Consider the following 23192-nt stretch of genomic DNA (forward strand, 5'->3'; position numbering starts at 1 on the left):
CAAACCCGCAAATCTATAAGCCTGGAGTTCGAATGCAAGACTACAAATGGCTCCATGAGTATTGCCTGAACCGCTTTGGCTCGGCCAAGGCGCTTGAGGCGCAATTGCCGCAGCCCAGAACGCCAGAGCAATTAAAGGCCATCGGCGATGACCGCTACCTGTCGACCCTGGCCCTGCGGGTGTTTCGCGCCGGGCTCAAGCACAGCCTGGTCGATGCCAAGTGGCCGGCCTTTGAGCAGGTGTTTTTCGGTTTTGACCCGGAAAAGGTGGTGCTGATGGGCGCCGACCATCTGGAGCGGCTGATGCAGGACACACGCATCATTCGCCACCTCGGCAAGCTCAAAAGCGTGCCACGCAATGCCCAATTGGTACTGGATATCGCTCAAGAGCACGGCAGCTTCGGCAACTTTATCGCCCAGTGGCCGGTGGAGGACATTACCGGGCTGTGGCAGTACCTGAGCAAGCATGGCAGCCAGATGGGAGGTTTGTCGGCGCCGCGCTTTCTGCGCATGATCGGCAAGGACACCTTCGTGCCGAGCAACGACGTGGTCGCCGCCCTCAATGCGCAAAACATTGTCGACAAGGTGCCGTCCAGCAAACGCGACATGGCCATTGTCCAGGCCGCATTCAACCAGTGGCAGGCCGAGAGTGGTCGGCCACTGTGTCAGCTGTCAGCGATGCTGGCCTATACCGTCAACCACTGAGTCGGCTCAGAGGTTGACCACATTGACGAAGCGCGACGCCGCGCTTTCGTCCATGCGCAGGCTGCTGAAGTCGAACAGGTTGCGGTCGGCCAGTTGCGAAGGCTGAACGTTCTGCAGGGCACGGAAGATGTTCTCGACCCGGCCCGGGGTCTTGCGCTCCCAATCCTGAAGCATGTCCTTGACCACCTGGCGTTGCAGGTTTTCCTGAGAACCACACAGGTTGCACGGGATGATCGGGAAGCCCTTGAAGTTCGAATAGGCCTGGATGTCCTTCTCATGGCAGTAAGCCAGAGGGCGGATCACCACATTACGGCCGTCGTCGGAGCGCAGCTTGGGCGGCATGGCCTTGAGCGAGGCATTGAAGAACATGTTGAGGAAGAAGGTCTCGACGATGTCGTCGCGGTGATGCCCCAAAGCCATCTTGGTCGCGCCGATTTCATCGGCAAAGGTGTACAGCGTGCCGCGACGCAGGCGCGAGCACAGCGAGCAGGTGGTTTTGCCCTCCGGCACCAGTTCCTTGACCACCGAGTAGGTGTCTTTCTCGACAATGTGATACTCGATGCCCAGGGTTTCCAGGTAAGCCGGCAACACATGCTCGGGAAAGCCGGGCTGCTTCTGGTCCATGTTCACCGCGACGATATCGAACTTGATCGGCGCCACCTTCTGCAGGTGCATCAGCACGTCGAGCATGGTGTAGCTGTCCTTGCCGCCGGACAGACAGACCATGACCTTGTCGCCGTCCTCGATCATGTTGTAATCGCTGACAGCCTCGCCGGCCAGCCGACGCAGGCGTTTCTGCAGTTTGTTCTGATTGACTGAAAGAGTGCCCATGATGCTGGTGGTTTCCGCTGGCAAGGTTTCTACAAAGGGGCCTGAACAAGGAAAATGTCGCGCAAGACCGCCGAAAGGGCCGACATTTTACGCACATCGTCAGCATCATTGAACCTCCATGCATGGCATTAACGACGTGTTGCAGATCACCAATCGCTCTAAGCAGCAGCGCACCGGCTGTGCGGCACTTCTATACTTTTAATGTGAGGCCTGAATCAGGTGGTTGGCGGCGCCATGCCACTACAGGCGATAACTGCGAGGAGGACACCGTGATCAATCATGTCTGGGGTCTGTTCACCCATCCGGAGCGTGAGTGGCAACAAATCCGCACAGAAGACGAAAGCATTCGTCATATCTATCTCACTCACACCCTGCTATTGGCGGTGATCCCACCGTTATGCGCCTATATCGGCACCACGCAGGTCGGCTGGACGATCGGCGAGCGTGCGCCGGTCATGCTCACTCAGGCCAGCGCCTTGGGCATGGCAATGATGTCTTACCTGACCCTGTTGGCCGGCGTGGCGATCATGGGCGGTTTCATCCACTGGATGGCTCGTACCTATGATGCCGACCCGAGCCTGGCGCGCTGTATCGCGTTTGCCACCTACACCGCGACACCGCTGTTCATTGGCGGCGTGGCAGCGCTTTATCCGCACCTGTGGCTGGGACTGATAGTGGGCACTGCAGCGATCAGCTACACGGTGTATCTGCTGTACAGCGGCCTGCCAACGTTCATGAACGTCTCGGCCGAAGAGGGCTTCATGTTTTCCAGTTCCATCCTGTCGGTAGGCCTGGTGGTGCTGGTGGCGATCATGGCCTTTACCGTGGTGCTCTGGGGGCTGGGCGCCGGGCCGCAATATACGACCTGACAGTCAGCGTAACCCTCCCGACGAGTAGCCAGTGTCGGGATTTTCAGTCGGCGCCCGCCTTGCGGCATACTGGGCGCCACTGGAGAGTCGTCACGCATGCCCGAGCTACTGAAGTCCCACGTAGAAGCCTGTTATCAAAAAGCCGAAGCCTTTTTCAAACGTCCGTTCAAGCGCCCCTTGGTGAGTTTCAAGCTGCGCGGGCAGAAGGCCGGGGTTGCCCATCTGCAGGAAAACCTGCTGCGCTTCAACCCTCAGCTGTACCAGGAAAACCGCGAAGACTTCCTGCGCCAGACCGTCCCTCATGAAGTGGCTCACCTGATCGCTCATCAGTTGTTTGGCAGCAAGATCCAGCCCCATGGGGAGGAATGGCAACTGATCATGCGCGGCGTGTATGAGCTACCGCCCAACCGCTGCCATACCTATGCGGTGGAGCGGCGGCAGGTGACCCGTTACATCTACCGCTGCCCATGCCCGCAGAGCGATTTTGCATTCACAGCACAGCGCCATCGCATGGTGGTCCAGGGCCGCCGCTACCTGTGTCGCCGTTGTCGTCAGACCCTGGTGTTCAGCGGCGAGACCCGCATTGAATAGAACCGGCAGCAACGAAAAAGCCCATCCGAAGATGGGCTTTTTCAGATCCGATCGATGATCAGACGGTTGGCTTGGTGGTGCTCACCGGAGCCGGGCCTTCAGCGACACCCAGGTCATCTTCATGACGGGTTTCGATGATTGCCGAACCGCCCGAGGCCAGCTCGGATTGCAGTTTGTCGTTGTCCAGCTCGCCGACCCACTTGGCAACAACCAGAGTGGCAACCGCGTTACCCACCAGGTTGGTCAGGGCGCGGGCTTCGGACATGAAGCGGTCGATACCCAGGATCAGCGCCAGACCGGCAACCGGCAGGTGGCCTACGGCCGACAGGGTTGCAGCCAACACGATGAAGCCACTACCGGTCACACCAGCAGCACCTTTGGAGGACAGCAGCAGCACCAGCAGCAGGGTGATCTGGTGGGTGATGTCCATTTCGGTGTTGGTCGCCTGAGCGATGAACACAGCAGCCATGGTCAGGTAGATCGAGGTGCCGTCCAGGTTGAACGAGTAGCCAGTCGGGATAACCAGACCCACGACCGACTTCTGTGCACCCAGGCGCTCCATCTTGATCAGCATACGTGGCAGGGCCGATTCCGACGAGGAAGTACCCAGTACGATCAGCAGCTCTTCACGGATGTAGCGAATCACCCTGGAGATGGTGAAACCGTGGGCACGGCAGATACCGCCCAGGACCAGCATCACGAACAGGAAGCAGGTGATGTAGAAGCACAGCATCAACTGACCGAGCTGAACCAGGGTGCCGACACCGTATTTACCGATGGTGAAGGCCATGGCACCGAACGCACCGATAGGCGCCAGCTTCATGATCATGTTGATGATGTTGAACATCACGTGTGCGAAGCGATCGATGAAGTCCAGTACCGGACGACCGTAAGCACCCAGGCGATGCAGGGCGAAACCGAAGATCACCGAGAACATCAGCACTTGCAGGATGTCGCCGTTGGCGAAGGCGCCGACGATGGTGTTCGGAATCACGTTGAGGATGAAACCAACGATGCTCTGGTCCTTACTCGCCGTTACATAGGCGGCGATCTTGGAAGCGTCCAGAGTGGTCGGGTCGATGTTCATGCCAACGCCCGGTTTGACCACGTTGACGACGACCAGGCCGATGATCAGGGCCAGGGTCGAAACGATTTCGAAATACAGCAGCGCGTAACCGCCAGTCTTGCCGATCGACTTCATGTTCTGCATGCCGGCGATGCCGCTCACTACAGTACAGAAGATGATGGGCGCGATGACCATCTTGATCAGTTTGATGAAGCCATCACCCAGCGGCTTCAAGGCTTCGCCGGTCTGCGGGTAGAAGTGACCGATCAGGATACCGATCACGATGGCCACGATGACCTGGAAGTACAGGGTTTTGTAGATAGGCTGACGAGTCGTCATTGTAGTTATCCTCAAGGGCTTCACGGCACTATCCGGTGCGCGTGTTGCCTATAAAGCGCTAACCCTCCTGCACTGGAGGGATTTGTTGTGTCGAGCTGCGCGTAGCAGGCCTCTGCCGGTTGTATAGCAATGGCCGTGCCACGTTCGGTTATTTACCGCAGAACCCGCGCCAGACAAGGCGCTCAGCATTGACACTAGATGCTCTTGAGAAAAATGGGTGGCGGATTTCCGCCTGTTTTAGAGGTTGACGGCTTAACAGTGGCGGGTATCCGCCTGCGCCCTGAGCAGCACGCTTTAGCGCTGCACGCCCGTCAGCGCCCTGCTGGCCGACAAGCGCAATCTGCCTGTGGCGCGGCCTGCCTGAGCGGCCAGTGCCGGTGGGCCTGCCATGCCAGCGTTGGCGGAAATACGCCAGTCACTCGGCGGTGAAGTGAATGCGAAACAGCGCACCGCCCAACGGCGACTCATCCAGGGTCAATTGTGCGCTGTAGCTTTCGATGATGTCCTTGACCACCGCAAGACCAATGCCCTGCCCGGGGTTCTGCCGGTCCAGGCGCTCGCCGCGTTGCAGAATGCGCGCGCGCTGGCTGGCTGGCACACCGGGGCCGTCATCTTCAACACACAGTTCGTCGCCAGACTCCAGTGCCATGAAACTGATACGCACCTCGCCCAGGCACAGCCGGTAGGCGTTCTCCAGCAGGTTGCCGAGCAGCTCCATCAGGGCAGCCTCTTCCATGGGCACCTGGCAGCGCTCCGGCAAGTGCAAGGTGACATTGACCGTTTTGTCGCGGTAAACCTTCTGCAAGGTGTTGCACAGGCTCTCGACCACCGGCCGCAGTGCGACGTAATGCCGGACCAGACCGCTCTTGCGCAGGCTGGCACGCTGCAACTGGTAGCCGATCTGCTGGCTCATGCGTTCGATCTGGGTTTGCAGCACCCGCGCCTGCTCAAGGTCTTGCGGGCGCTTGGCAATGGTTTCGCTGACGCCCTGCAAGACGGTCAACGGTGTTTTGAGGCTATGGGCCAGATCACCCAGCGAGTCGCGATAACGAATCCGCTGTTCACGCTCGCTGCGTAACAGGCGGTTGAGCGAGCCGGTCAGGCGCAGCAGTTCACTGGGGTGGTTCTCGCTGAGGCTTTCCCGCTCGCCGGCTTCCACCTGGTCAAGCTCGCGGCTGACGCCTTTGAGCGCCTTCAGGCCCCAGGTCAGGCCCAGCCATAGCAGGCCAAGCAGTACGATCAGGGCGCCACCGAAGCCCAGATAAAGCTTTTTGCGCAATTGGCCAACGGTTTCCTGGTAGCCGTGCAACGGCTGCACGGCGACGATGCTGAACGCCGCATTACGCCCGCCCAACAGACGGATTTCCACGTCGTAGACGAAAAACTCGTTGCCGTTGTCGGTCTTGATCCGGTTGAACTTGCTGCCCAGGCCGTCATATTCAGGGCGGTAATCGAGATCTTCGCCCTCACTGGCCAGCGAACGCCAGACCAGTTGGCCCTGACGGTTGAAGATATAGCCGTGCAGACGGCTGCCCGGCAGGTTGAACTGCTCGCCCGGCAATAAAGAAGGCATCATCAAACCGCCGCTCTCGACCCGCGCGGCGGAAATCATGGTGGTCACATCGGCAGCCAGGCGCTGCTCGATGGCGCCACGCAGCGCCAGGCTAAAGGCGCTTTGCAATGCCGGCAGCATCAACAACATGAAAATGACCGCGAGGGTCGCTGCCCCCAGCATCAAGCGCAGGCGCAGCGAACGGATCATGTGCAGCGCTCAGTGAACAGATAGCCCATGCCGCGCACGGTTTCGATGGGTTTGAACGCGGCGGCGGTGTCGAGCTTGCGGCGCAGGCGGCCGACCAGCACTTCGATCACGTTCGGATCGCGCTCATCATCGTCAGGGTACAGCTGCTCCATCAAACGCTCTTTGGGCACCACCTGCTGGTGATGGAGCATCAGGTATTCCAGGATGCGGTATTCGTAGGCCGTCAGCGCCAGCGGCTGCTCTTGCAGGGTGGCCTGCTTGCGATTGAGGTCAAGCAGCAAGGGGCCGGCGGTGATGGTCGACTGGATAAAACCGCTGGAGCGCCGCAACAGCGCATTGAGCCGCGCCTCCAGCTCTTCGAACTGGAAGGGTTTGACCACATAATCATCGGCGCCGGCAGCCAGCCCTTCGACCTTGTCCTGCCAGTTGCCACGCGCGGTGAGGATCAGGATCGGAAAGGCCTTGCCCAGGGTGCGCAACTGACGAATCAGATCCAGCCCGCCCAGGCCCGGCAGGCCCAGATCGATAATCGCCAGGTCATGATTGAATTGCCCGACCTGATACAGCGCCTCCTCGGCATTGGCCACCGCTTCCACCACGTGTCCGGCCTCGCTCAGGCGCGTATACAAGTGATGGCGCAACAGCGCCTCATCCTCGACCACCAACAACTTCATGCAGCTCTCCCGGATGCGGCTGCACCCTCAGGACAAAAAACGGCGATCGTCATGATCACCCGGTAACCGCCGGTTCCATGGCAGGCATCATAACGACCTTGCTGCGACTACGGTAATAGGCCAGCGCTGAACCCCGACTGAACACCTGCGGCACACCCATGACACACCTGAACGGGCAAATCGGCTAGGCTGTGTGCTCCCCCACTCTTGCAGAAAAGGAATTGCCCATGCGTGTCTGGATTGCGTTGACCTTGATGGGCCTGGCCGGGCTGGCGCAGGCGGCGGTAAAGACCGAGCAGATCAATTACCAGAGTGCTGACGGTACGCAACTGGTCGGCTACTACGCTTACGATGACGCGATCACTGGCCAGCGCCCAGGCGTTCTGGTGGTCCACGAATGGTGGGGGCTGAACGACTATGCCAAGCGCCGCGCCCGCGACTTGGCGCAACTGGGCTACAGCGCGCTGGCCATCGACATGTATGGCGATGGCAAGAACACCGAACACCCCAAGGACGCCCTGGCATTCATGCAGGCCGCGCTCAAAGACAGCGACGCCTCCAGCAAGCGCTTCGACGCCGGCCTTGAGCAACTCAAGAAACAGCCGCAGACCAACCCGGCCAAAATTGCCGCCATTGGCTACTGCTTCGGCGGCAAGGTGGTGCTGGACGCCGCCCGCCGTGGTGAACCGCTGGCGGGCGTGGTGAGCTTCCACGGCGCCCTGGCCACCCAGAGCCCGGCCAAGCCAGGCATCAAAGTTCCCATGCTGGTGGAACATGGCGCCAGCGACAGCATGGTCACCGCCGAACAGGTCGCGGCCTTCAAACAGGAAATGGACGCGGCCAAGGCCGACTACAAGTTCGTCAGCATCGAAGGCGCCAAACACGGTTTCACCAATCCTGACGCGGACCGCCTGAGCCACGGTGAGCATGGCGGGCCGGACATTGGCTATAACAAAGCCGCCGACCAAAGCTCGTGGGCCGACATGCAGACGTTCTTCAAGAAGATTTTTGGCTGATAGCCCCAACACCGTAGGAGCGGCTTTAGCCGCGAATGGCCATATTCCATTCGCGGCTAAAGCCGCTCCTACGCCCGTAACCGACGACACAAGACCATGACTGCACATCTGCCCCTCCCCGCCTGCTGCCCTGATCTCACGCTGCACTGGCCTCTGCCGGAAGCGCTCTCAGGGGTGGTATTAATTAGCGGATCATTCGACCCGCAGCAACTCGCCCCCAGCGACTGGTCACTGTGCAATATCGAGCCACCGGCCAGCATCCAGCGTTCGGTGGCCAAGCGTCAGGCTGAATTTCTCGCCGGGCGCCTGTGTGCCCGTCAGGCCTTGCAGCAGCTTGACCGGCGTCTCTATGTGCCCGCCATCGGCGAGGACCGCGCACCGGTCTGGCCTGCCGATGTCTGTGGTTCGATCACCCACAGCACCGGCTGGGCAGCGGCCATCGTTGCACCGCGCACGCACTGGCGCGGCCTGGGCCTGGATGCAGAAAGCCTGCTCAGCCATGAGCGCGCCAGCCGCCTGGCCGGAGAAATCCTTACCGCAGACGAACTGGCCCGTCTGCAACAGTTGCCAGAGGAGCAACTGGCGCTGTGCGTGACCCTGACCTTTTCGATCAAGGAGGCGTTGTTCAAGGCGCTGTATCCGCTGGTTGGCAAACGCTTCTACTTCGAAGATGCGCAGGTACTGGACTGGTCGATTGACGGCCGGGTGCGTCTCGGTCTGCTGTGCGACCTGTCGGAACAATGGCAGCACGGTGCAGTGCTGCAGGGGCAATTTTGCCTGCATGACGACCATCTGCTGAGTCTGGTGGCCGTGGCGGCGTGAAGGACGAAGGTTTACGGCGGCTTTGAGCCCGTCGGCAACGGGCAATACTCACAGCGCCCGACCCACTCGACCCGATGACTCAGGCAACAGCTGCGGCGCTGGCGGCGGGGGGTATAAACAATGGTCTGGTACAACGGGTTGCGACGCCCGTCAGCCTTCAGCCGCTGGCTCAGTAGCGGCCAGCCTTTTTCCGCGAGCGGCGCGTCAAGACGAATCAGGCAGTGTTCCAGAGCTTCCCCGGCGCTGCTCCACAACACCGTCCGCGGCACACCGCCATAAGCGCTCAGGGCATTGACCAACGGGGTCAGCAAGTCATCCAGCAGGTCGGCAAAGCACTGTAAAGGATCACCACCCGGCGCTGCTAACACAGCACCTGCGGCAAGAAACTTCACCCCGGTCGGGATACCCCGCTCATCAAGTGCCACCGCCACGCGCTCAAGCCCCAACGGCCAATGCCAGTCCTGGGTTATCGAGGCCACCAGCAGCGGCGGGATCACCAGCATGAAGCCGTACTTGGCCCACTGCGAGACCAGCACATCTCGCTGCTGCGGCATCAAGTGCGCGCCATAGAGATTCAACAGCAGAGCCTCCAGACGCTGCGGCTGCAGCAGTTCAGCCAGCGTCAACAGCGGACGCTGGTCATCCTCGGCCACGATATGTTGCATGAACGGCTGTAGCTGAGCGGCAACGTGCAGCATCACGGCTCGACCTTTTCTGCGGTCTGCACGCGCGGCCAGGCCAGGCTGAAACAGGCACCGCCCAACCGCTCGCTACGGCCGATCAAGGCCCGCCCCTGATGCCAATTGATAATGCGCCGCACGATGGACAACCCCAGGCCATGACCGCCTGAGGTGCGGGTGCGGCTGTCGTCCAGACGCATGAAGGGGGTAAAGATCCGCTCCCAGGCACTTTCCGGCACACCCGGGCCATCATCCTCGACGTCAAGCCGGCAGCGGCCATCCTCGACCCGGAAACTGATGCTGACCCGCGACTCGGCATGGCGCATGGCATTGCTCACCAGGTTCTGCACGGCACGGCGCAGATAACGCGGTTCGGCCTCGACCCAGGCATTGCTGTCCTCGGGGTCGATCCGACAGACACCACGGGCGACCCGCACCTGGGCGCGCAGCGGCGCCAGCTCGGCAATCACCTGATCGATCAGGCTTTCAAGATCGACCCGCTGGAAATCCAGGGTCGGCGCGCCCTGCTCCAGACGCGCGTAGGTCAGCATCTCGTCGACCAGCTTGTCGAGGTCCTGAATGTCGTTGTCCATGCCGATCATGTATTTGTGTCGCGCTTCGGGGCTTTCGGCATCCTGGACCATCTCCAGGCCAAAGCGCAGGCGCGCCACCGGTGTGCGCAATTCGTGCGACACGGCACGCACCAGTTCCCGCTGGATGGTCAGGGAGCGCTGCAAATGCTCGGCCATGCTGTTGAACGCCGTGGCCAGCCTGCCGACCGAGTCGTTGCCGCTGCTGGGCACGCGGGTCTGCAAACTGCCTTGGGCTATCAGCGTGGCGGCAGCCTCCAGCGCCTGCACCCGGCGCTCCAGGCGGCGCACCAGCCAATAAACCACCAGGCCGATAAAGCACAAACCCAACAGTGCAATGCCCACCAGCACGTCGGTCGGGTATGGCCGCATCTGGTACAGCGGCCCCAGCTCCAGCACCCATTGGGTGTCAACGATGCCAGACAGCACCCGGATCGAATCACCGCCCTTGCCCAGCGCCATCACCGTATCGCCTTCATAGATGCGCCGGCGCTGATCGTCGTCCAGGTCAGCCAGGTCCAGAGGCAACAGTTGCAAATCGAAACCGAAGCCCTTGTCGGCTTTCAAGGCCTGCAAACGCGCTGGCTGCTCTGCGGCCGGCGCGCGCACCAGTTCATCGCTCAGCAAATACAGGGTGGCTCGCGCCAACTGCTCGGTGATCTGCTGCACCTCGCCAGTCAGCAATAAAGGCTCATTGACACTGAGTTGGCGATAGACCTTGGCCGCGTGCGGCCCGGTCTGTTCGACCACCACCTGGCCTCGCAGCAAACGGCTGCGCGCGCTGCTGTCCAGTTGTGCCTGGTCAGGCGTCTGCAGGCTCAGCGGAATACCTAACAGACGCTCCCAGATCGCCAGGGCCCGCTGGCGCTGAAGATCGTTCATGGTCGCCAGATTGTCGCCCATCAGAGCGAAGGTGCCATGGGCCATGCGTTCACGGTATTGCTCGCCGCGCTGCTGGTTAAGCACATGCAGCGACAACGTGCCAAGCAGCGCCACCAGAATCAGCACCCCCAGCATGCCGCCATAGATACGCAGGAAAATGGCGTTCATGCGGGGTTCAGCAGGGTCAGTTGACGGGCCGCTTCGGCCACGAACAGATACCCCTTGTTGCGCACCGTCTTGATCAGCCGCGGGTGTTCAGGATCGTCGCCGATCCGCGGGCGGATACGGGAAATGCGTACATCGATAGAGCGGTCCTGGCCGTCGTAGCCGACCCCGCGCAGGGCGGTGAAAATCTCTTCCCGAGACAAAATGCGCCCGGCATTGCTGACCAACAGCCACAACAGGTCGAACTCGGCGGCAGTCAACTCGATGAGCTGGCCGTGCAGCGATGCCTCGCGCAACCCACTGTCGACCTGCAACGGGCCGAAACTCACCCGCTGCTGGGCACTTGGCGGCGTCGGCTCGCTGCGACGTAACAGCGCATGGACCCGCGCCAGCAGCACCCGCGGGTGCACCGGTTTGCAGACAAAGTCATCGGCCCCGGTGTCCAGCCCTTGTACCTGGTCACTGTCATCGGTCCGTGCGGTGAGCATCAGAATCGGCCCGGCATAGTACGGGCGGACCCTGGCGCAAATGCTCAGGCCGTCTTCGCCGGGCAGCATCAGATCGAGAATCAGCAGGTCCGGCTGCATCTCGATGATCCGCGCTACAGCCCGCGCGCCATCGCCCTCAAGGCTGACCTCAAGGCCATTGGCTTGCAGGTAATCACGGGTCAGTTCGGCCAGCCGCTGGTCGTCTTCGACGATCAGCACCCGCCAGGATTCATCAGCCATGCGCAAACTCCCTCAGCACTGCCGCGAGTGTAGCAATGCCGCAGGCTTTGCCCCAGCGTCAGTTGCCCGGTGGCGGCGGTAGCAGACGAGGTGCCAGAGGACTTGCCGAGTTGTTTTTTTGTGATAGGGTTCGCGCCCGCAAAATTGCACCCACCGCCAGTGCAGCCAGAAAAAAAACAGCGACCAACGGTTCAACGTACAGAGGCTGCGGGCTGGACCGCGTTATACACCCTGCAATGCACAAACTGTGCACAAGTTTATCCACAGGCAGTGCGTTGAACTGAGGCTAGAAACGCATTATCTTGTATGTCCTTTCCTGGACAGACCCTAGATGTAGGGTTTGGACCAAAAAAACCGTGAACACAATTCGAGGCAGGTTTTCAAGCCCTTTAACTTGAATTTGTGGAGTTGAACTAAACGCAGGATCCGTAGCCAAACCGCTCGCGCGAATGGCCCGATGTAATCGGCACGCTGCACTGCACGTCCTGCAACATCGAATATGCACTATCCAGAGATTTCCAGGCAGCGTGCCAACCCGCTGCCTTTTTGATTTAAAGCCGGGGAACGCGCACAGCCTTCCTCAAACCGGCCAAAAGCCGGCCACGGTGGGCAGCAATGCCCGAACATACTTAAAAATGTGGAGCCCCCCCATGCAGACAGACACAACTCGCGAGAACCAGCCGACCGCTGCGCCGCAACCCGCCCAGGCCCAACAGGACCTGAGCGCTACTGCCCCCGGTCAATTGCGTGTCATCAAGCGTAACGGTACTGTCGTTCCTTACACCGACGACAAGATCACCGTGGCCATCACCAAGGCGTTTCTTGCAGTTGAAGGCGGCACCGCCGCCGCGTCGTCGCGCATCCACGACACCGTGGCGCGCCTGACCGAACAGGTCACCACCACCTTCAAGCGTCGCATGCCATCGGGCGGCACTATCCACATCGAAGAAATCCAGGATCAGGTCGAACTGGCGCTGATGCGTGCCGGCGAGCAGAAAGTTGCCCGTGACTACGTGATCTACCGTGATTCGCGCGCCAAGGAACGTGCCGGCCGCGCCGCTGCCGACACCGCCGTCAAGCCGCACCCAAGCATCCGCATCACCCGTGCCGATGGCAGTCTTGAGCCGCTGGACATGGCGCGCCTGCACACCATCGTCAGCGAAGCCTGTGAAGGGCTGGCCGAAGTCGACGCCAACCTGATCCAGAACGACACCCTGAAAAACCTGTACGACGGCGTGGCCATCAAGGACGTCAACACCGCCCTGGTAATGACCGCCCGGACCCTGGTCGAGCGCGAGCCGAACTACTCGTACGTGACCGCCCGCCTGCTGCTCGACACCCTGCGCGCCGAAGCCCTGAGCTTCCTGGACGTGGCCGAGAGCGCCACCCACCACGAAATGGCCGACCTGTACGCCAAGGCCCTGCCGGCCTATGTTGCCGCCGGTATCAAGTTCGAGCTGCTCGACCCGGCACTGGCCGGCTTCGACCTGGAAAAACTCGGCAAGGCGATCAACCACGAGCGTGACCAGCAGTTCACCTACCTGGGCCTGCAGACCCTGTACGACCGCTACTTCATCCACAAGGACGGTATCCGTTTCGAACTGCCGCAGGTGTTCTTCATGCGTGTGGCCATGGGCCTGGCCATCGAAGAGAAGCAGCGTGAAGACCGCGCCATCGAGTTCTACAACCTGCTGTCGTCGTTCGACTACATGTCGTCGACCCCGACCCTGTTCAACGCCGGCACCCTGCGTCCGCAGCTGTCGAGCTGCTACCTGACCACCGTGCCGGATGACCTGTCGGGCATCTACCACGCGATCCACGACAACGCCATGCTGTCCAAGTTTGCCGGTGGTCTGGGCAACGACTGGACACCGGTACGCGCACTGGGCTCCTACATCAAAGGCACCAACGGCAAGTCACAAGGCGTCGTGCCGTTCCTGAAAGTGGTCAACGACACCGCCGTGGCGGTCAACCAGGGCGGCAAGCGCAAAGGCGCTGTCTGTGCCTACCTGGAAACCTGGCACATGGACATCGAAGAGTTCATCGAGCTGCGCAAGAACACCGGTGATGACCGTCGTCGTACCCACGACATGAACACCGCCAACTGGATCCCTGACCTGTTCATGAAGCGCGTCTTCGACGACGGCAAGTGGACCCTGTTCTCGCCATCGGAAGTGCCGGACCTGCACGACCTGACCGGCAAAGCCTTCGAAGAGCGCTACGAGTACTACGAAGCCCTGACCGAATACCCTGGCAAGATCAAGCTGTTCAAGACCATCCAGGCCAAAGACCTGTGGCGCAAAATGCTCTCGATGCTGTTCGAGACCGGCCACCCGTGGCTGACCTTCAAAGACCCGTGCAACCTGCGCAGCCCGCAGCAGCACGTGGGCGTGGTCCACAGCTCGAACCTGTGCACCGAGATCACCCTGAACACCAACAAGGACGAGATCGCGGTCTGCAACCTGGGCTCGATCAACCTGCCGAACCACATCGTTAACGGCCAGCTCGACACCGCCAAGCTCAAGCGCACCGTAGACGTTGCCGTGCGCATGCTCGACAACGTGATCGACATCAACTACTACTCCGTGCCGCAGGCGCGTAACTCCAACCTGCGCCACCGCCCGGTCGGCCTGGGCATCATGGGCTTCCAGGACGCGCTGTACCTGCAGCACATTGCTTACGGTTCCGATGCTGCCGTGCAGTTCGCCGACACCTCGATGGAAGCGGTCAGCTACTTCGCCATCCAGGCTTCCTGTGACCTGGCCGACGAGCGCGGCGCCTACGAGACCTTCAACGGCTCGCTGTGGAGCAAGGGCATCCTGCCACTGGACTCGCAGCAGATCCTGATCGAAGCCCGTGGCCAGAAGTACATCGATGTCGACCTGAAAGAAACCCTCGACTGGGCGCCGGTTCGCGAGCGCGTCAAGAAAGGTATCCGTAACTCGAACATCATGGCCATCGCGCCGACTGCAACCATCGCCAACATCACCGGCGTGTCGCAGTCCATCGAGCCGACCTATCAGAACCTGTACGTGAAATCGAACCTGTCGGGCGAATTCACCGTGATCAACCCGTACCTGGTCCGCGACCTCAAGGCCCGCGACCTGTGGGACTCGGTGATGATCAACGACCTGAAGTACTACGACGGTTCCGTGCAGCAGATCGAGCGTATCCCGCAAGAGCTCAAAGACCTGTACGCCACCGCGTTCGAAGTCGAAACCAAGTGGATCGTCGACGCCGCCAGCCGTCGCCAGAAGTGGATCGACCAGGCGCAGTCGCTGAACCTGTACATCGCCGGCGCTTCGGGCAAGAAGCTGGACGTGACCTACCGCATGGCCTGGTACCGTGGTCTGAAAACCACTTACTACCTCCGTGCCCTGGCCGCGACCAGCACCGAGAAGTCGACCATCACCACCGGCAAGCTCAACGCCGTATCGAGCGGTGGCCACGGCCCGGACGACTCGGCCATTGCTGCGCCGCGCCCAAGCGAAGCAGCACCGGCAGGTCCGGCCCCAGTGCCGAAGGCCTGCGCCATTGACGAGCCTGATTGCGAGGCTTGTCAGTAATATTTCACTAAAGACCGAAGCCCTAACATGGGCTTCGGCTAAACGAGAAACGCCACGAAGAACAATCAGCCGAACGAATCTCAGCTTACGATTAAAAAGCAGATTATAGGCTAGACAAGATAAAGCGCGATGCACGCGCTACAGAACGGCGATCATTTTCAATGATCACCTACTGGTGTCCAAGGAAGGACACGGAATTGGAAAGCTAGCGGGCGATTACGAAGAAGTTTGCCGACCTAACGCAATCACCCGCTCCACCAAAGCCAAACAGTTACGAGGAGCTTTCGAGGGCCGCTGATTGAGCCAAAATCAGGAGGATACGTCAATGCCTGTCGGCTCAGCGGTGCCCCGAAACATTAAATTTAATCAATGTTTTGAGGTTTTATCATGAATCACAACGACAAACAGACATCCGATCTAATCGCTAGCCTCGCGTCTGAGACGCTTCGCGATCCAAATGCATCGGTCATTGCAAAAAGCTTGGCAGCGTCCGCGCTGGCTCAGACCCATACCAGCAAACAAACTGGTAAAGAGATGGAGACCACCGCATCAAAAGTGCTCCAAAGCGAGAAGTACAGCGAAGCTAGCAAGTCTCTTGCGGCTTCAATCCTGTCCCAATCGAACAAAAGCCGTTAAGTGAGGAGGTCCTATGAAAATCAACATGGCACACCTCCGAGAACCAGCACTCAACGGAGGTTGGATTGATTTTGCTGTCTTTGATGCGAAAGCCACAGATGGTGACAACAACACTCTTCTTCACCAGTTGACGCTGGCTGTCAGGGAGATGGGCTTCAAGGTCGACCAGTCAGCTCTTGCTTACAGGTATGGCAACAGAGTCCGGTTTTTTGGCACTCCTTCTCTCGTTAATCATCTATCTAAAACTGGCCGTCTCCGCTGGACTCACACTGTAGACGTCTGACCCTCATAGCTCCCCCCCCTAACACAGGCTGGGGAGCTTTCACTGATTGTAGCTACGCGGCTACATTTTTCGCCCCCACAACAACATATAGTGTTTTTATCCAAAAAAAACCACCATATGTACTTAATCCTGAGCTAGACTCCTCACTCCGTGATTGGACTGCGGTCAATCGAACGACTGATGATCGCCTTTGTCGAAATGTGCTGTGAATCAATCTCACACATACCCCGATGAGGCATGATTCCGGTATAATTCGCGCCCCTAAAAAGGCGAAAAAATCTCAAGCGTATAAGCGTGTTGTAGAGACTTGCTGCACGTAAACGCCTTGACAACCGGACGTTACTCAGTTTCGTGTCTTTTTCCATAAGGATGGACAGAACGTGATTGACCTCAACAGATTTTGGTGCGAAGGGAGGAAAGATCCATCCCACTCAGCAAGCTTAAAGACGCATGCAGTTTCGCATCATCTCTAAAATCCAATTGGTTGCAATAGCAGCCCTCAAGCCGGAGATGTACCCATGCTGAGCTGGGACGAATTCGATAACGAAGACGGCGAAGTCGCCGCTGCCAAACCCGCTGCCCAGGCTGCCAAAGGCAATGAAGGCGCGCTGGATCGCCTCGACACCGACGGCGGTGCCGCCGCCGTTGAAGCGCGCGCCGTCACCTCCAGCGACTCGGCTGCCGTGGCTCGCGCCAAACAGGCGCTGAACGACCTGGACATCGCCGAAGGTCTGGCTGAACTCGAAGGCTCCTCGGCTCGCGTGGCGGTCGACGAAAAGCGCATGATCAACTGCCGCGCCGACCTCAACCAACTGGTGCCATTCAAGTACGACTGGGCCTGGCAGAAGTACCTCGACGGCTGCGCCAACCACTGGATGCCGCAAGAGGTCAACATGACCGCCGACATCGCCCTGTGGAAAAACCCTGAAGGCCTGACCGACGACGAGCGCCGCATCGTGCTGCGCAACCTGGGCTTCTTCTCCACCGCCGACTCGCTGGTTGCCAACAACCTGGTGCTGGCCGTGTACCGCCTGATCACCAACCCGGAGTGCCGCCAGTACATTCTGCGCCAGGCCTTCGAAGAGGCGATCCACACCCACGCCTACCAGTACTGCATCGAGTCGCTGGGCATGGATGAAGGCGAGATCTTCAACATGTACCACGAGATCCCGTCGGTCGCGAAAAAAGCCGCCTGGGGCCTGAAGTACACCCGTTCGATCTCCGACCCGGAATTCAAGACCGGCACTCCGGAAACCGACAAAGAACTGCTGCGCAACCTGATCGCCTACTACTGCGTTCTGGAAGGCATCTTCTTCTACTGCGGTTTTACCCAGATCCTGTCCATGGGCCGCCGCAACAAGATGACCGGCGTCGCCGAGCAGTTCCAGTACATCCTGCGCGACGAATCCATGCACCTGAACTTCGGCATCGACGTGATCAACCAGATCAAGATCGAAAACCCGCACCTGTGGGATGCCGAGATGAAAGAAGAAGCCACGCAGATGATCCTGCAAGGCACCCAGCTGGAAATCGAATACGCCCGTGACACCATGCCACGCGGCGTACTGGGCATGAACGCAGCGATGATGGAGGACTACCTGAAGTTCATCGCCAACCGTCGCCTGACCCAGATCGGCCTGAAAGAAGAATACCCAGGCACCACCAACCCGTTCCCGTGGATGAGCGAGATCATGGACCTCAAGAAGGAGAAGAACTTCTTCGAGACCCGCGTGATCGAGTACCAGACCGGCGGCGCGTTGAGCTGGGATTGATCGCCGCATGACGGTTCAGCACGCACTGGGTTTCTCAGTGCGTGCCGAGATACAGCGTTAGCCCCAACACTGTTCAGATAAGCACTGCGGACCCGGTGGGAGCGAGCTTGCTCGCGAAGAGGCCAGTAAAAGCACTACATCTGCTGCGAATGTGCCGCCGTCTTCGTCGGCAAGCCAACTCCCACCGAGATTTGTGTACTTAACTGAACAGTATTGGAGTTAGCCCCCATCCCCCTCAGCAAGCAGCCGTCGCAACGATTGCAATCCAGGCTTGCACTCCTACCGCATCAACCCACCACCCCCACCTTCACCCAACGCTGCTCTTGGGCTGATCGGCGCGCCGCTTCTGCCAGTCGTTCGACCTCCCACGCTTCCTGAAAGTCCACCCCTGCGCTGCCCGGCTGACCGGCCATGGCTTGCAGCAAGCCATGTACTTCCAAGGTCTTGAGTTCGTTATAGCCAAGCTGATGCCCTGGGGCCGGGCAGAACGCTGCGTAGCCAGGCAATTGCGGTCCGGCCAGCAAGGTACGAAAGCCGCTGGTTTCGACCCGTGAGCCGGGCTGGTAGAGACGCAGTTCGTTGAGCCGCTCCTGGTCATAGACCAGCGTGCCCCGCGTACCGGTGACTTCGAAGCACAGCCGGTTCTTGCGCCCATGGCGCAGCCAACTGGTCGTCAGCGTGCCACGTGCGCCGTTGGCAAAACGCATCAGGATATGTGCCTGATCATCGACCTCAACCTGGCGCGGCCCATTGGCCGAAGGCCGCTGGGCATGCACGGTGTGCAGGTCGGCGCAAAGGCTGTCGACCTCACCGAGCAGAAAGCGCGACAGTGACAGGATATGGCTGCCAAGGTCGGCCAGCGCTCCACCGGCCTGGCGAGTTTCGCAGCGCCAGCCGAATGGAGCCTGTGGGTCGGCCATGAAGTCTTCGCTGAATTCGCCGCTGTAGCCGACGATTTCGCCCAGCTCACCACTGGCAATCAGTTCACGGGCCAGGCCGAGCATGGGGTTTTGCAGGTAGTTGTAACCGACACGGGTGACCACACCGGCAGCGCGGGCGGCATCGCGCATCTGGGTGGCCTCTGCCAGGGTCGCGGCCAGCGGTTTTTCGCAGTACACCGCCTTGCCTGCGGCCAGCGCCGCCATGGCCATCGGATGATGCAGCAGGTTAGGCGTGGTGATCGCCACCAGATCGACATTCGGATCATTGATCAACGCCTCCCAGCCCATCGCCTGCTGGAAGCCCCAGGCCCGCGCGCAGTCGGCGGCCCGTGCCGGGTCAGCGTCGGCCAGCGCCACACAATCGACCTGCAGGGGCAGGTCGAACACCGAACCTGCATGTTGAAACGCCAGGGCGTGGGCGCGCCCCATGAATCCGGTGCCGATCAGGCCAAGACCGAGTCTTTGCATGAGAGACCTCTAAGACAGAAGAAAAGACCCGGCAGGCCAGCCGCCGGGCAAGGAAGATGCTTGTTCAGCGCTTGGCTTTGCGTTTGTTGCGGTACTGGTCGACGATCACGGCAACGACGATGATTACGCCCTTGATGATGTCCTGAATGTAAGCGTCCACGCCGAGGAAGGTGAAGCCGCTGGCCATCACGCCAAGGATCAACGCGCCGATTACCGTACCGGTGATACGGCCCACGCCGCCCGCCAAACTGGTCCCGCCGATCACCGCAGCGGCGATCGCGTCCAGCTCGTAGGACATGCCCATGCCGGCCTGGCCGGTGGCGGCACGTGCCGAAGCCACCACCCCGGCCAGCCCCGCCAGCAGACCGGCGATGCTGTAAACGATGACCAGATGGCGTTTGACGTTGATCCCGGAAATGCGCGCGGCCTGCATGTTGCCGCCAATCGCGTAGGTGTACTTGCCGTATTTGGTATAGCGCAGGGCGACATGGAAAATCACTGCCACCACCAGGAAGATAATCACCGGCATAGCGCCGTTGCCGATCGCGGTATAGCTGTCTGAAAGCATGCTGACCGGCTGACCTTCGGTGTAGTAACGGGCCAGGCCACGGGCCGAGACCATCATGCCGAGGGTGACGATAAAAGGCGGGATGCCGGTAATGGCAATCAGGCTGCCGTTCACCGCACCGGCGAGCAGCCCGACGAACAGGCCCGCCATGACCGGCACCCAGACCGGCATGTCGGTCAGCGAAGGAAACACCGCCCGGCCAAAATCAGAGGTTTGCGCCAGACTGGCAGCGACCATCGCTGACAACGCCAGCACCGAGCCGGAGGACAGGTCGATACCGGTGGTGATAATCACTTGGGTAACCCCAATGGCCAGCAGGCCGATCACCGAGACTTGCAGGATCATCAGCACCAGGCGCTGAGAGTTCATCAAAAAGCTCTGGTCGCGAATCACCCAGCCGAACGCTTCAAAGGCCAGGCCAATACCGAACAGTACAAGCAAAATACCCAATTCGGTGGGCATGCGCCGCCGGCGGCGTGGAGCGGATGTTTCCAGGGTCTTCTTGTCGGAGACGGCAGTCATGGGAAGGTCCTCTTGTTCTTGGAATTTTCGACGAATGAACGGGCGCCGCTGCTGCGCCCGTCAGGCGCAAGTCAATGGATCACGGTGTTGCCCGACGCCAGGTGCATGACCCGCTCCTGGGTCGCCTCCTCACGATCCAGGACACCGGTGACCTGCCCCTCGTGCATGACCATGACGCGGTCGCTCATGCCGAGCACTTCGGGCAATTCGGAAGAAATCATGATCACCGCCAGGCCTTCACCGGCCAGGGCGGCGATCAACCGGTAGATCTCGGCCTTGGCCCCCACATCGATACCACGGGTGGGTTCATCAAGAATCAGAATCCGCGGGTGGGTCATCAGCCAGCGCGCCAGCAGTGCCTTTTGTTGGTTGCCGCCAGACAGGTTGGCGATGCATTGGTCCAGTGAGGGGGTCTTGACGCGCAACTGCGTCCGCATCTCTTCACACAGTTCGTGCAGCCGCTGCTGCTGCACGAAACCGCTGCTGGTATGGCTGGAGAGCACCGCCACCTCCATGTTTTCCTGCACGCTCAGGCAGGCAAAGATGCCGGTGTCCTTGCGATCTTCGGTGAGCAACGCCAGGCCCTTGCGAATCGCCAGGCAGGGGTCACTCATATTCACCACCTCACCGTCGATGATGATCTCGCCGGAAGTGGCCGGGGTCACGCCGAACAGGGTCTCGGCAACATTGGTGCGCCCGGAGCCCATCAGCCCGGCGATACCCAGAATCTCGCCGGCATGCAGGTCGAACGAGACGTTCTCGAATACCCCTTGCAGGCTCAGGTCGCGCACCGACAGCAGTAACTTGTCGGTGGGTGCACTGCGCTCGGGAAACAGCTGAGTCAGCGGCCGGCCGACCATCATCGAAATCAGGCTGTCGCCATCCATGCTCTCGGCACTTTGCAGACCGATGTAAGCGCCATCACGAAACACTGCCACTTCATCGGCAATGGCAAAGACTTCATCCATTTTGTGGGTGATGTAGATAATGCCCTTACCCTGGCTCTTGAGGTCGCTGATGATCGAAAACAGATGGGCTACCTCTTTCTCGGTAATGGCCGAGGTCGGCTCATCCATGATCAGTACGTCGCTGTCGTAAGACACCGCCTTGGCGATCTCGACCATCTGCCGACCGGCGATGCTCAGGCTGCCGACCAGCTCTTCAGGGTCCAGGTCCATGCGCAGGCGGTCGAGTAACTCTTGTGTGTTTCGATGCATGACCCCGTGATCAACCATGTGTAGCGCATTGAGGGGCTCGCGACCCAGCCAGATGTTCTCGGCGATGGTCATGTAGGGCATCAGGTTAAGCTCCTGATGGATCATCGCGATGCCTGCCTGCAAGGCCTGCAAAGGCGTCTCGAAGCTGATCGGCTCTCCACGCAGGCGCAGCTCGCCGGCATCAGGCTGATAGATACCGGCGATGATCTTCATCAGCGTCGACTTGCCCGCACCGTTTTCGCCCATCAACGCCAGCACACTGCCGGGCCGTACCCGCAGTTGCACATCGGACAGGGCAACCACGCCGGGGAAACCTTTGGTCAGGTGAGTGATTTCGAGCAGGAACTCGCCGTTCACAGAGGCCATGCGGCTGGCGGCAAGTGTGGCGGTCGAAGGGGCAGCACTGAGCATGTTCACGATCTCCTCAAAGGGCCCAGGGCGACGGGCGCCCACGGGCGTCGGATCATTTTTGTTTGAATTGCGCGTAGTTGTCCGGGGTGACCAGGTGCACGGGAATCCAGATGTCGCCCTGCAGCGCCTCGCCGTGAGCCAGCTTGACGGCGGCATCGACAGCGCCCTCGCCCATCGCCACCGGGTCACGCAGCACGGTCACCGCCAGTTGCTTGCGTTTGATCGCTTCGAGGCCATCAGGTGTGCCATCAATGCCACCGACCAGCACCGTGGAAGCACCGGCACGTTGCAGCGCCATTGCCGCGCCAATGCCCATTTCGTCGTTGTTCGCGGCGACTGCATCAATTGCACGGCCACCCAGAATCCAGTTGTTCATCAGGTCCAGGCCCTTGTCGCGCTGCCAGTCGCCGGACTGCTCCTCAACCACCTTGATAGCGGGGTAATCGGCCAGTACATCCTTGACCCCTTGGGTGCGCTTGCGTGTGTCGTCGTGGGCCAGACGGCCAAGGATGATCGCCAGATTGCCCTTGCCGTCCATTTTCCTGGCCAGATACTCCATCTGCAGACGGCCGATGGCACGCTCGTCGGTACCGACGAACACCACCTTGGCGGGAAACGCTGCGACTTCAGGGCGACTGTTGAGATACACCAGAGGTATACCAGCCTTGGTCGCACGCTCGGTGATCTTCGCGGTGGCGGCGGTGTCGGCCGGGTTGACGATGATTACGTCGACTTTCTGCGAAATGAAGTTCTCGACGTGGCCGAGCTGGCGCACCACATCGCTGGCCGAATCCTCGACCTGCAGGCTGGCACCGCCCTCTACGGTCTTGGCGCGGTCCTGCATGGCACGCACCAGGTAGGCGATGTAGTTATCGAGGTTGCCGACCGTGACACCGACTTTCAGCTCGGCGAGAACGGGCGTACTGCCCAGCGTTAATACAGCCGCCAACAGCAGGCCACGGGGACGGAAAAGCGTTCGCAGGGAACGAGAGATTTGCATGACGACACCTTATTTATTTTTGTTGGTCGCTACGGCACCAAGGTGGTCCGTGCAGTTATTCGTCTACCTTGAAGACGACTTTATTGGAA

20 protein-coding genes are annotated in these 23192 nt (G+C 60.2%); 9 read left to right on the forward strand and 11 right to left on the reverse strand.

The features are described from left to right. Positions 1–32: 32 nt before the first annotated feature. Positions 33–704 (forward strand): DNA-3-methyladenine glycosylase I, encoded by a 672-nt coding sequence (locus PSCI_RS02055; RefSeq protein ID WP_045482165.1) that lies wholly within the window; start codon positions 33–35, stop codon positions 702–704. 6 nt (positions 705–710) lie between these two features. On the opposite strand, the gene ttcA is transcribed toward PSCI_RS02055, so the two are convergent. After that, complete coding sequence (gene ttcA, locus PSCI_RS02060; protein ID WP_045482168.1) at positions 711–1535, reverse strand: tRNA 2-thiocytidine(32) synthetase TtcA; 825 nt, start codon at positions 1533–1535, stop codon at positions 711–713. Positions 1536–1804: 269 nt separating this feature from the next. Between ttcA and PSCI_RS02065 the strand changes: the two genes are divergently transcribed. Together PSCI_RS02065 and PSCI_RS02070 are read left to right on the forward strand one after the other, a co-directional pair. Next, complete coding sequence (locus PSCI_RS02065; RefSeq protein ID WP_045482171.1) at positions 1805–2404, forward strand: Yip1 family protein; 600 nt, start codon at positions 1805–1807, stop codon at positions 2402–2404. Between the two features lie 96 nt (positions 2405–2500). Continuing rightward, the gene (locus PSCI_RS02070) at positions 2501–2995 is read left to right on the forward strand and encodes a SprT family zinc-dependent metalloprotease (protein ID WP_045482174.1); all 495 of its coding nucleotides are present in this window, start codon (positions 2501–2503) and stop codon (positions 2993–2995) included. Positions 2996–3053: 58 nt separating this feature from the next. Here the strand turns inward: PSCI_RS02070 and PSCI_RS02075 are convergent, their stop codons facing one another. The 3 genes from PSCI_RS02075 to PSCI_RS02085 form a co-directional block, all read right to left on the reverse strand. Next, on the reverse strand, positions 3054–4400 hold the full coding sequence (locus tag PSCI_RS02075; RefSeq protein ID WP_045482177.1) for a dicarboxylate/amino acid:cation symporter: 1347 nt from the start codon (positions 4398–4400) through the stop codon (positions 3054–3056). Positions 4401–4815: 415 nt separating this feature from the next. Continuing rightward, positions 4816–6162, reverse strand: coding sequence for an ATP-binding protein (locus PSCI_RS02080; protein WP_045482180.1), 1347 nt, complete (start codon positions 6160–6162; stop codon positions 4816–4818). Further along, on the reverse strand, positions 6159–6836 hold the full coding sequence (locus tag PSCI_RS02085; RefSeq protein ID WP_045482183.1) for a response regulator: 678 nt from the start codon (positions 6834–6836) through the stop codon (positions 6159–6161). The genes PSCI_RS02080 and PSCI_RS02085 overlap by 4 nt, the downstream gene beginning before the upstream one ends. A gap of 227 nt (positions 6837–7063) precedes the next feature. On the opposite strand from PSCI_RS02085, the gene PSCI_RS02090 reads away from it, so the two are divergent. Then, the gene (locus PSCI_RS02090; RefSeq protein ID WP_045482186.1) at positions 7064–7852 is read left to right on the forward strand and encodes a dienelactone hydrolase family protein; all 789 of its coding nucleotides are present in this window, start codon (positions 7064–7066) and stop codon (positions 7850–7852) included. A gap of 96 nt (positions 7853–7948) precedes the next feature. Continuing rightward, positions 7949–8674, forward strand: a complete 726-nt coding sequence (locus PSCI_RS02095) for a 4'-phosphopantetheinyl transferase family protein (protein WP_045482189.1) — start codon at positions 7949–7951, stop codon at positions 8672–8674. An 11-nt stretch (positions 8675–8685) separates the two neighbouring features. Here the strand turns inward: PSCI_RS02095 and fhuF are convergent, their stop codons facing one another. Genes fhuF through PSCI_RS02110 form a run of 3 tightly spaced genes read right to left on the reverse strand, consistent with a single transcriptional unit; the run spans position 8686 to position 11719 of the window. Further along, positions 8686–9426, reverse strand: coding sequence for a siderophore-iron reductase FhuF (gene fhuF / locus PSCI_RS02100; protein WP_052483337.1), 741 nt, complete (start codon positions 9424–9426; stop codon positions 8686–8688). Then, positions 9372–10994 (reverse strand): ATP-binding protein, encoded by a 1623-nt coding sequence (locus PSCI_RS02105; RefSeq protein ID WP_045482196.1) that lies wholly within the window; start codon positions 10992–10994, stop codon positions 9372–9374. Before PSCI_RS02105 ends, fhuF begins: the two co-directional genes overlap by 55 nt. Beyond that, complete coding sequence (locus PSCI_RS02110; RefSeq protein ID WP_045482199.1) at positions 10991–11719, reverse strand: response regulator transcription factor; 729 nt, start codon at positions 11717–11719, stop codon at positions 10991–10993. Before PSCI_RS02110 ends, PSCI_RS02105 begins: the two co-directional genes overlap by 4 nt. 650 nt (positions 11720–12369) lie before the next feature. Between PSCI_RS02110 and PSCI_RS02115 the strand changes: the two genes are divergently transcribed. From PSCI_RS02115 to PSCI_RS02130, 4 genes are all read left to right on the forward strand, one after another. Beyond that, entirely contained in the window at positions 12370–15285 is a 2916-nt protein-coding gene (locus PSCI_RS02115; RefSeq protein WP_045482201.1) for a ribonucleoside-diphosphate reductase subunit alpha, read from the forward strand. Between the two features lie 387 nt (positions 15286–15672). Beyond that, positions 15673–15921, forward strand: a complete 249-nt coding sequence (locus PSCI_RS02120; protein WP_045482204.1) for a hypothetical protein — start codon at positions 15673–15675, stop codon at positions 15919–15921. 13 nt (positions 15922–15934) lie between these two features. Beyond that, positions 15935–16204, forward strand: coding sequence for a hypothetical protein (locus PSCI_RS02125; protein ID WP_045482207.1), 270 nt, complete (start codon positions 15935–15937; stop codon positions 16202–16204). Between the two features lie 518 nt (positions 16205–16722). After that, positions 16723–17976, forward strand: a complete 1254-nt coding sequence (locus PSCI_RS02130) for a ribonucleotide-diphosphate reductase subunit beta (protein ID WP_045482210.1) — start codon at positions 16723–16725, stop codon at positions 17974–17976. 287 nt (positions 17977–18263) lie between these two features. Here the strand turns inward: PSCI_RS02130 and PSCI_RS02135 are convergent, their stop codons facing one another. The 4 genes from PSCI_RS02135 to PSCI_RS02150 form a co-directional block, all read right to left on the reverse strand. Next, positions 18264–19385, reverse strand: a complete 1122-nt coding sequence (locus PSCI_RS02135) for a Gfo/Idh/MocA family protein (protein ID WP_045482213.1) — start codon at positions 19383–19385, stop codon at positions 18264–18266. Positions 19386–19449: 64 nt separating this feature from the next. After that, complete coding sequence (locus PSCI_RS02140) at positions 19450–20475, reverse strand: ABC transporter permease (RefSeq protein ID WP_045482216.1); 1026 nt, start codon at positions 20473–20475, stop codon at positions 19450–19452. Positions 20476–20546: 71 nt separating this feature from the next. Beyond that, positions 20547–22058 (reverse strand): sugar ABC transporter ATP-binding protein, encoded by a 1512-nt coding sequence (locus PSCI_RS02145; RefSeq protein WP_231906551.1) that lies wholly within the window; start codon positions 22056–22058, stop codon positions 20547–20549. A gap of 97 nt (positions 22059–22155) precedes the next feature. Further along, a complete protein-coding gene (locus PSCI_RS02150; RefSeq protein WP_045482222.1) occupies positions 22156–23103 on the reverse strand; it encodes a sugar ABC transporter substrate-binding protein in 948 nt (315 codons plus the stop codon). Positions 23104–23192: the final 89 nt, after the last annotated feature.

The organism is Pseudomonas sp. StFLB209, assembly GCF_000829415.1.
GTDB lineage: Bacteria > Pseudomonadota > Gammaproteobacteria > Pseudomonadales > Pseudomonadaceae > Aquipseudomonas.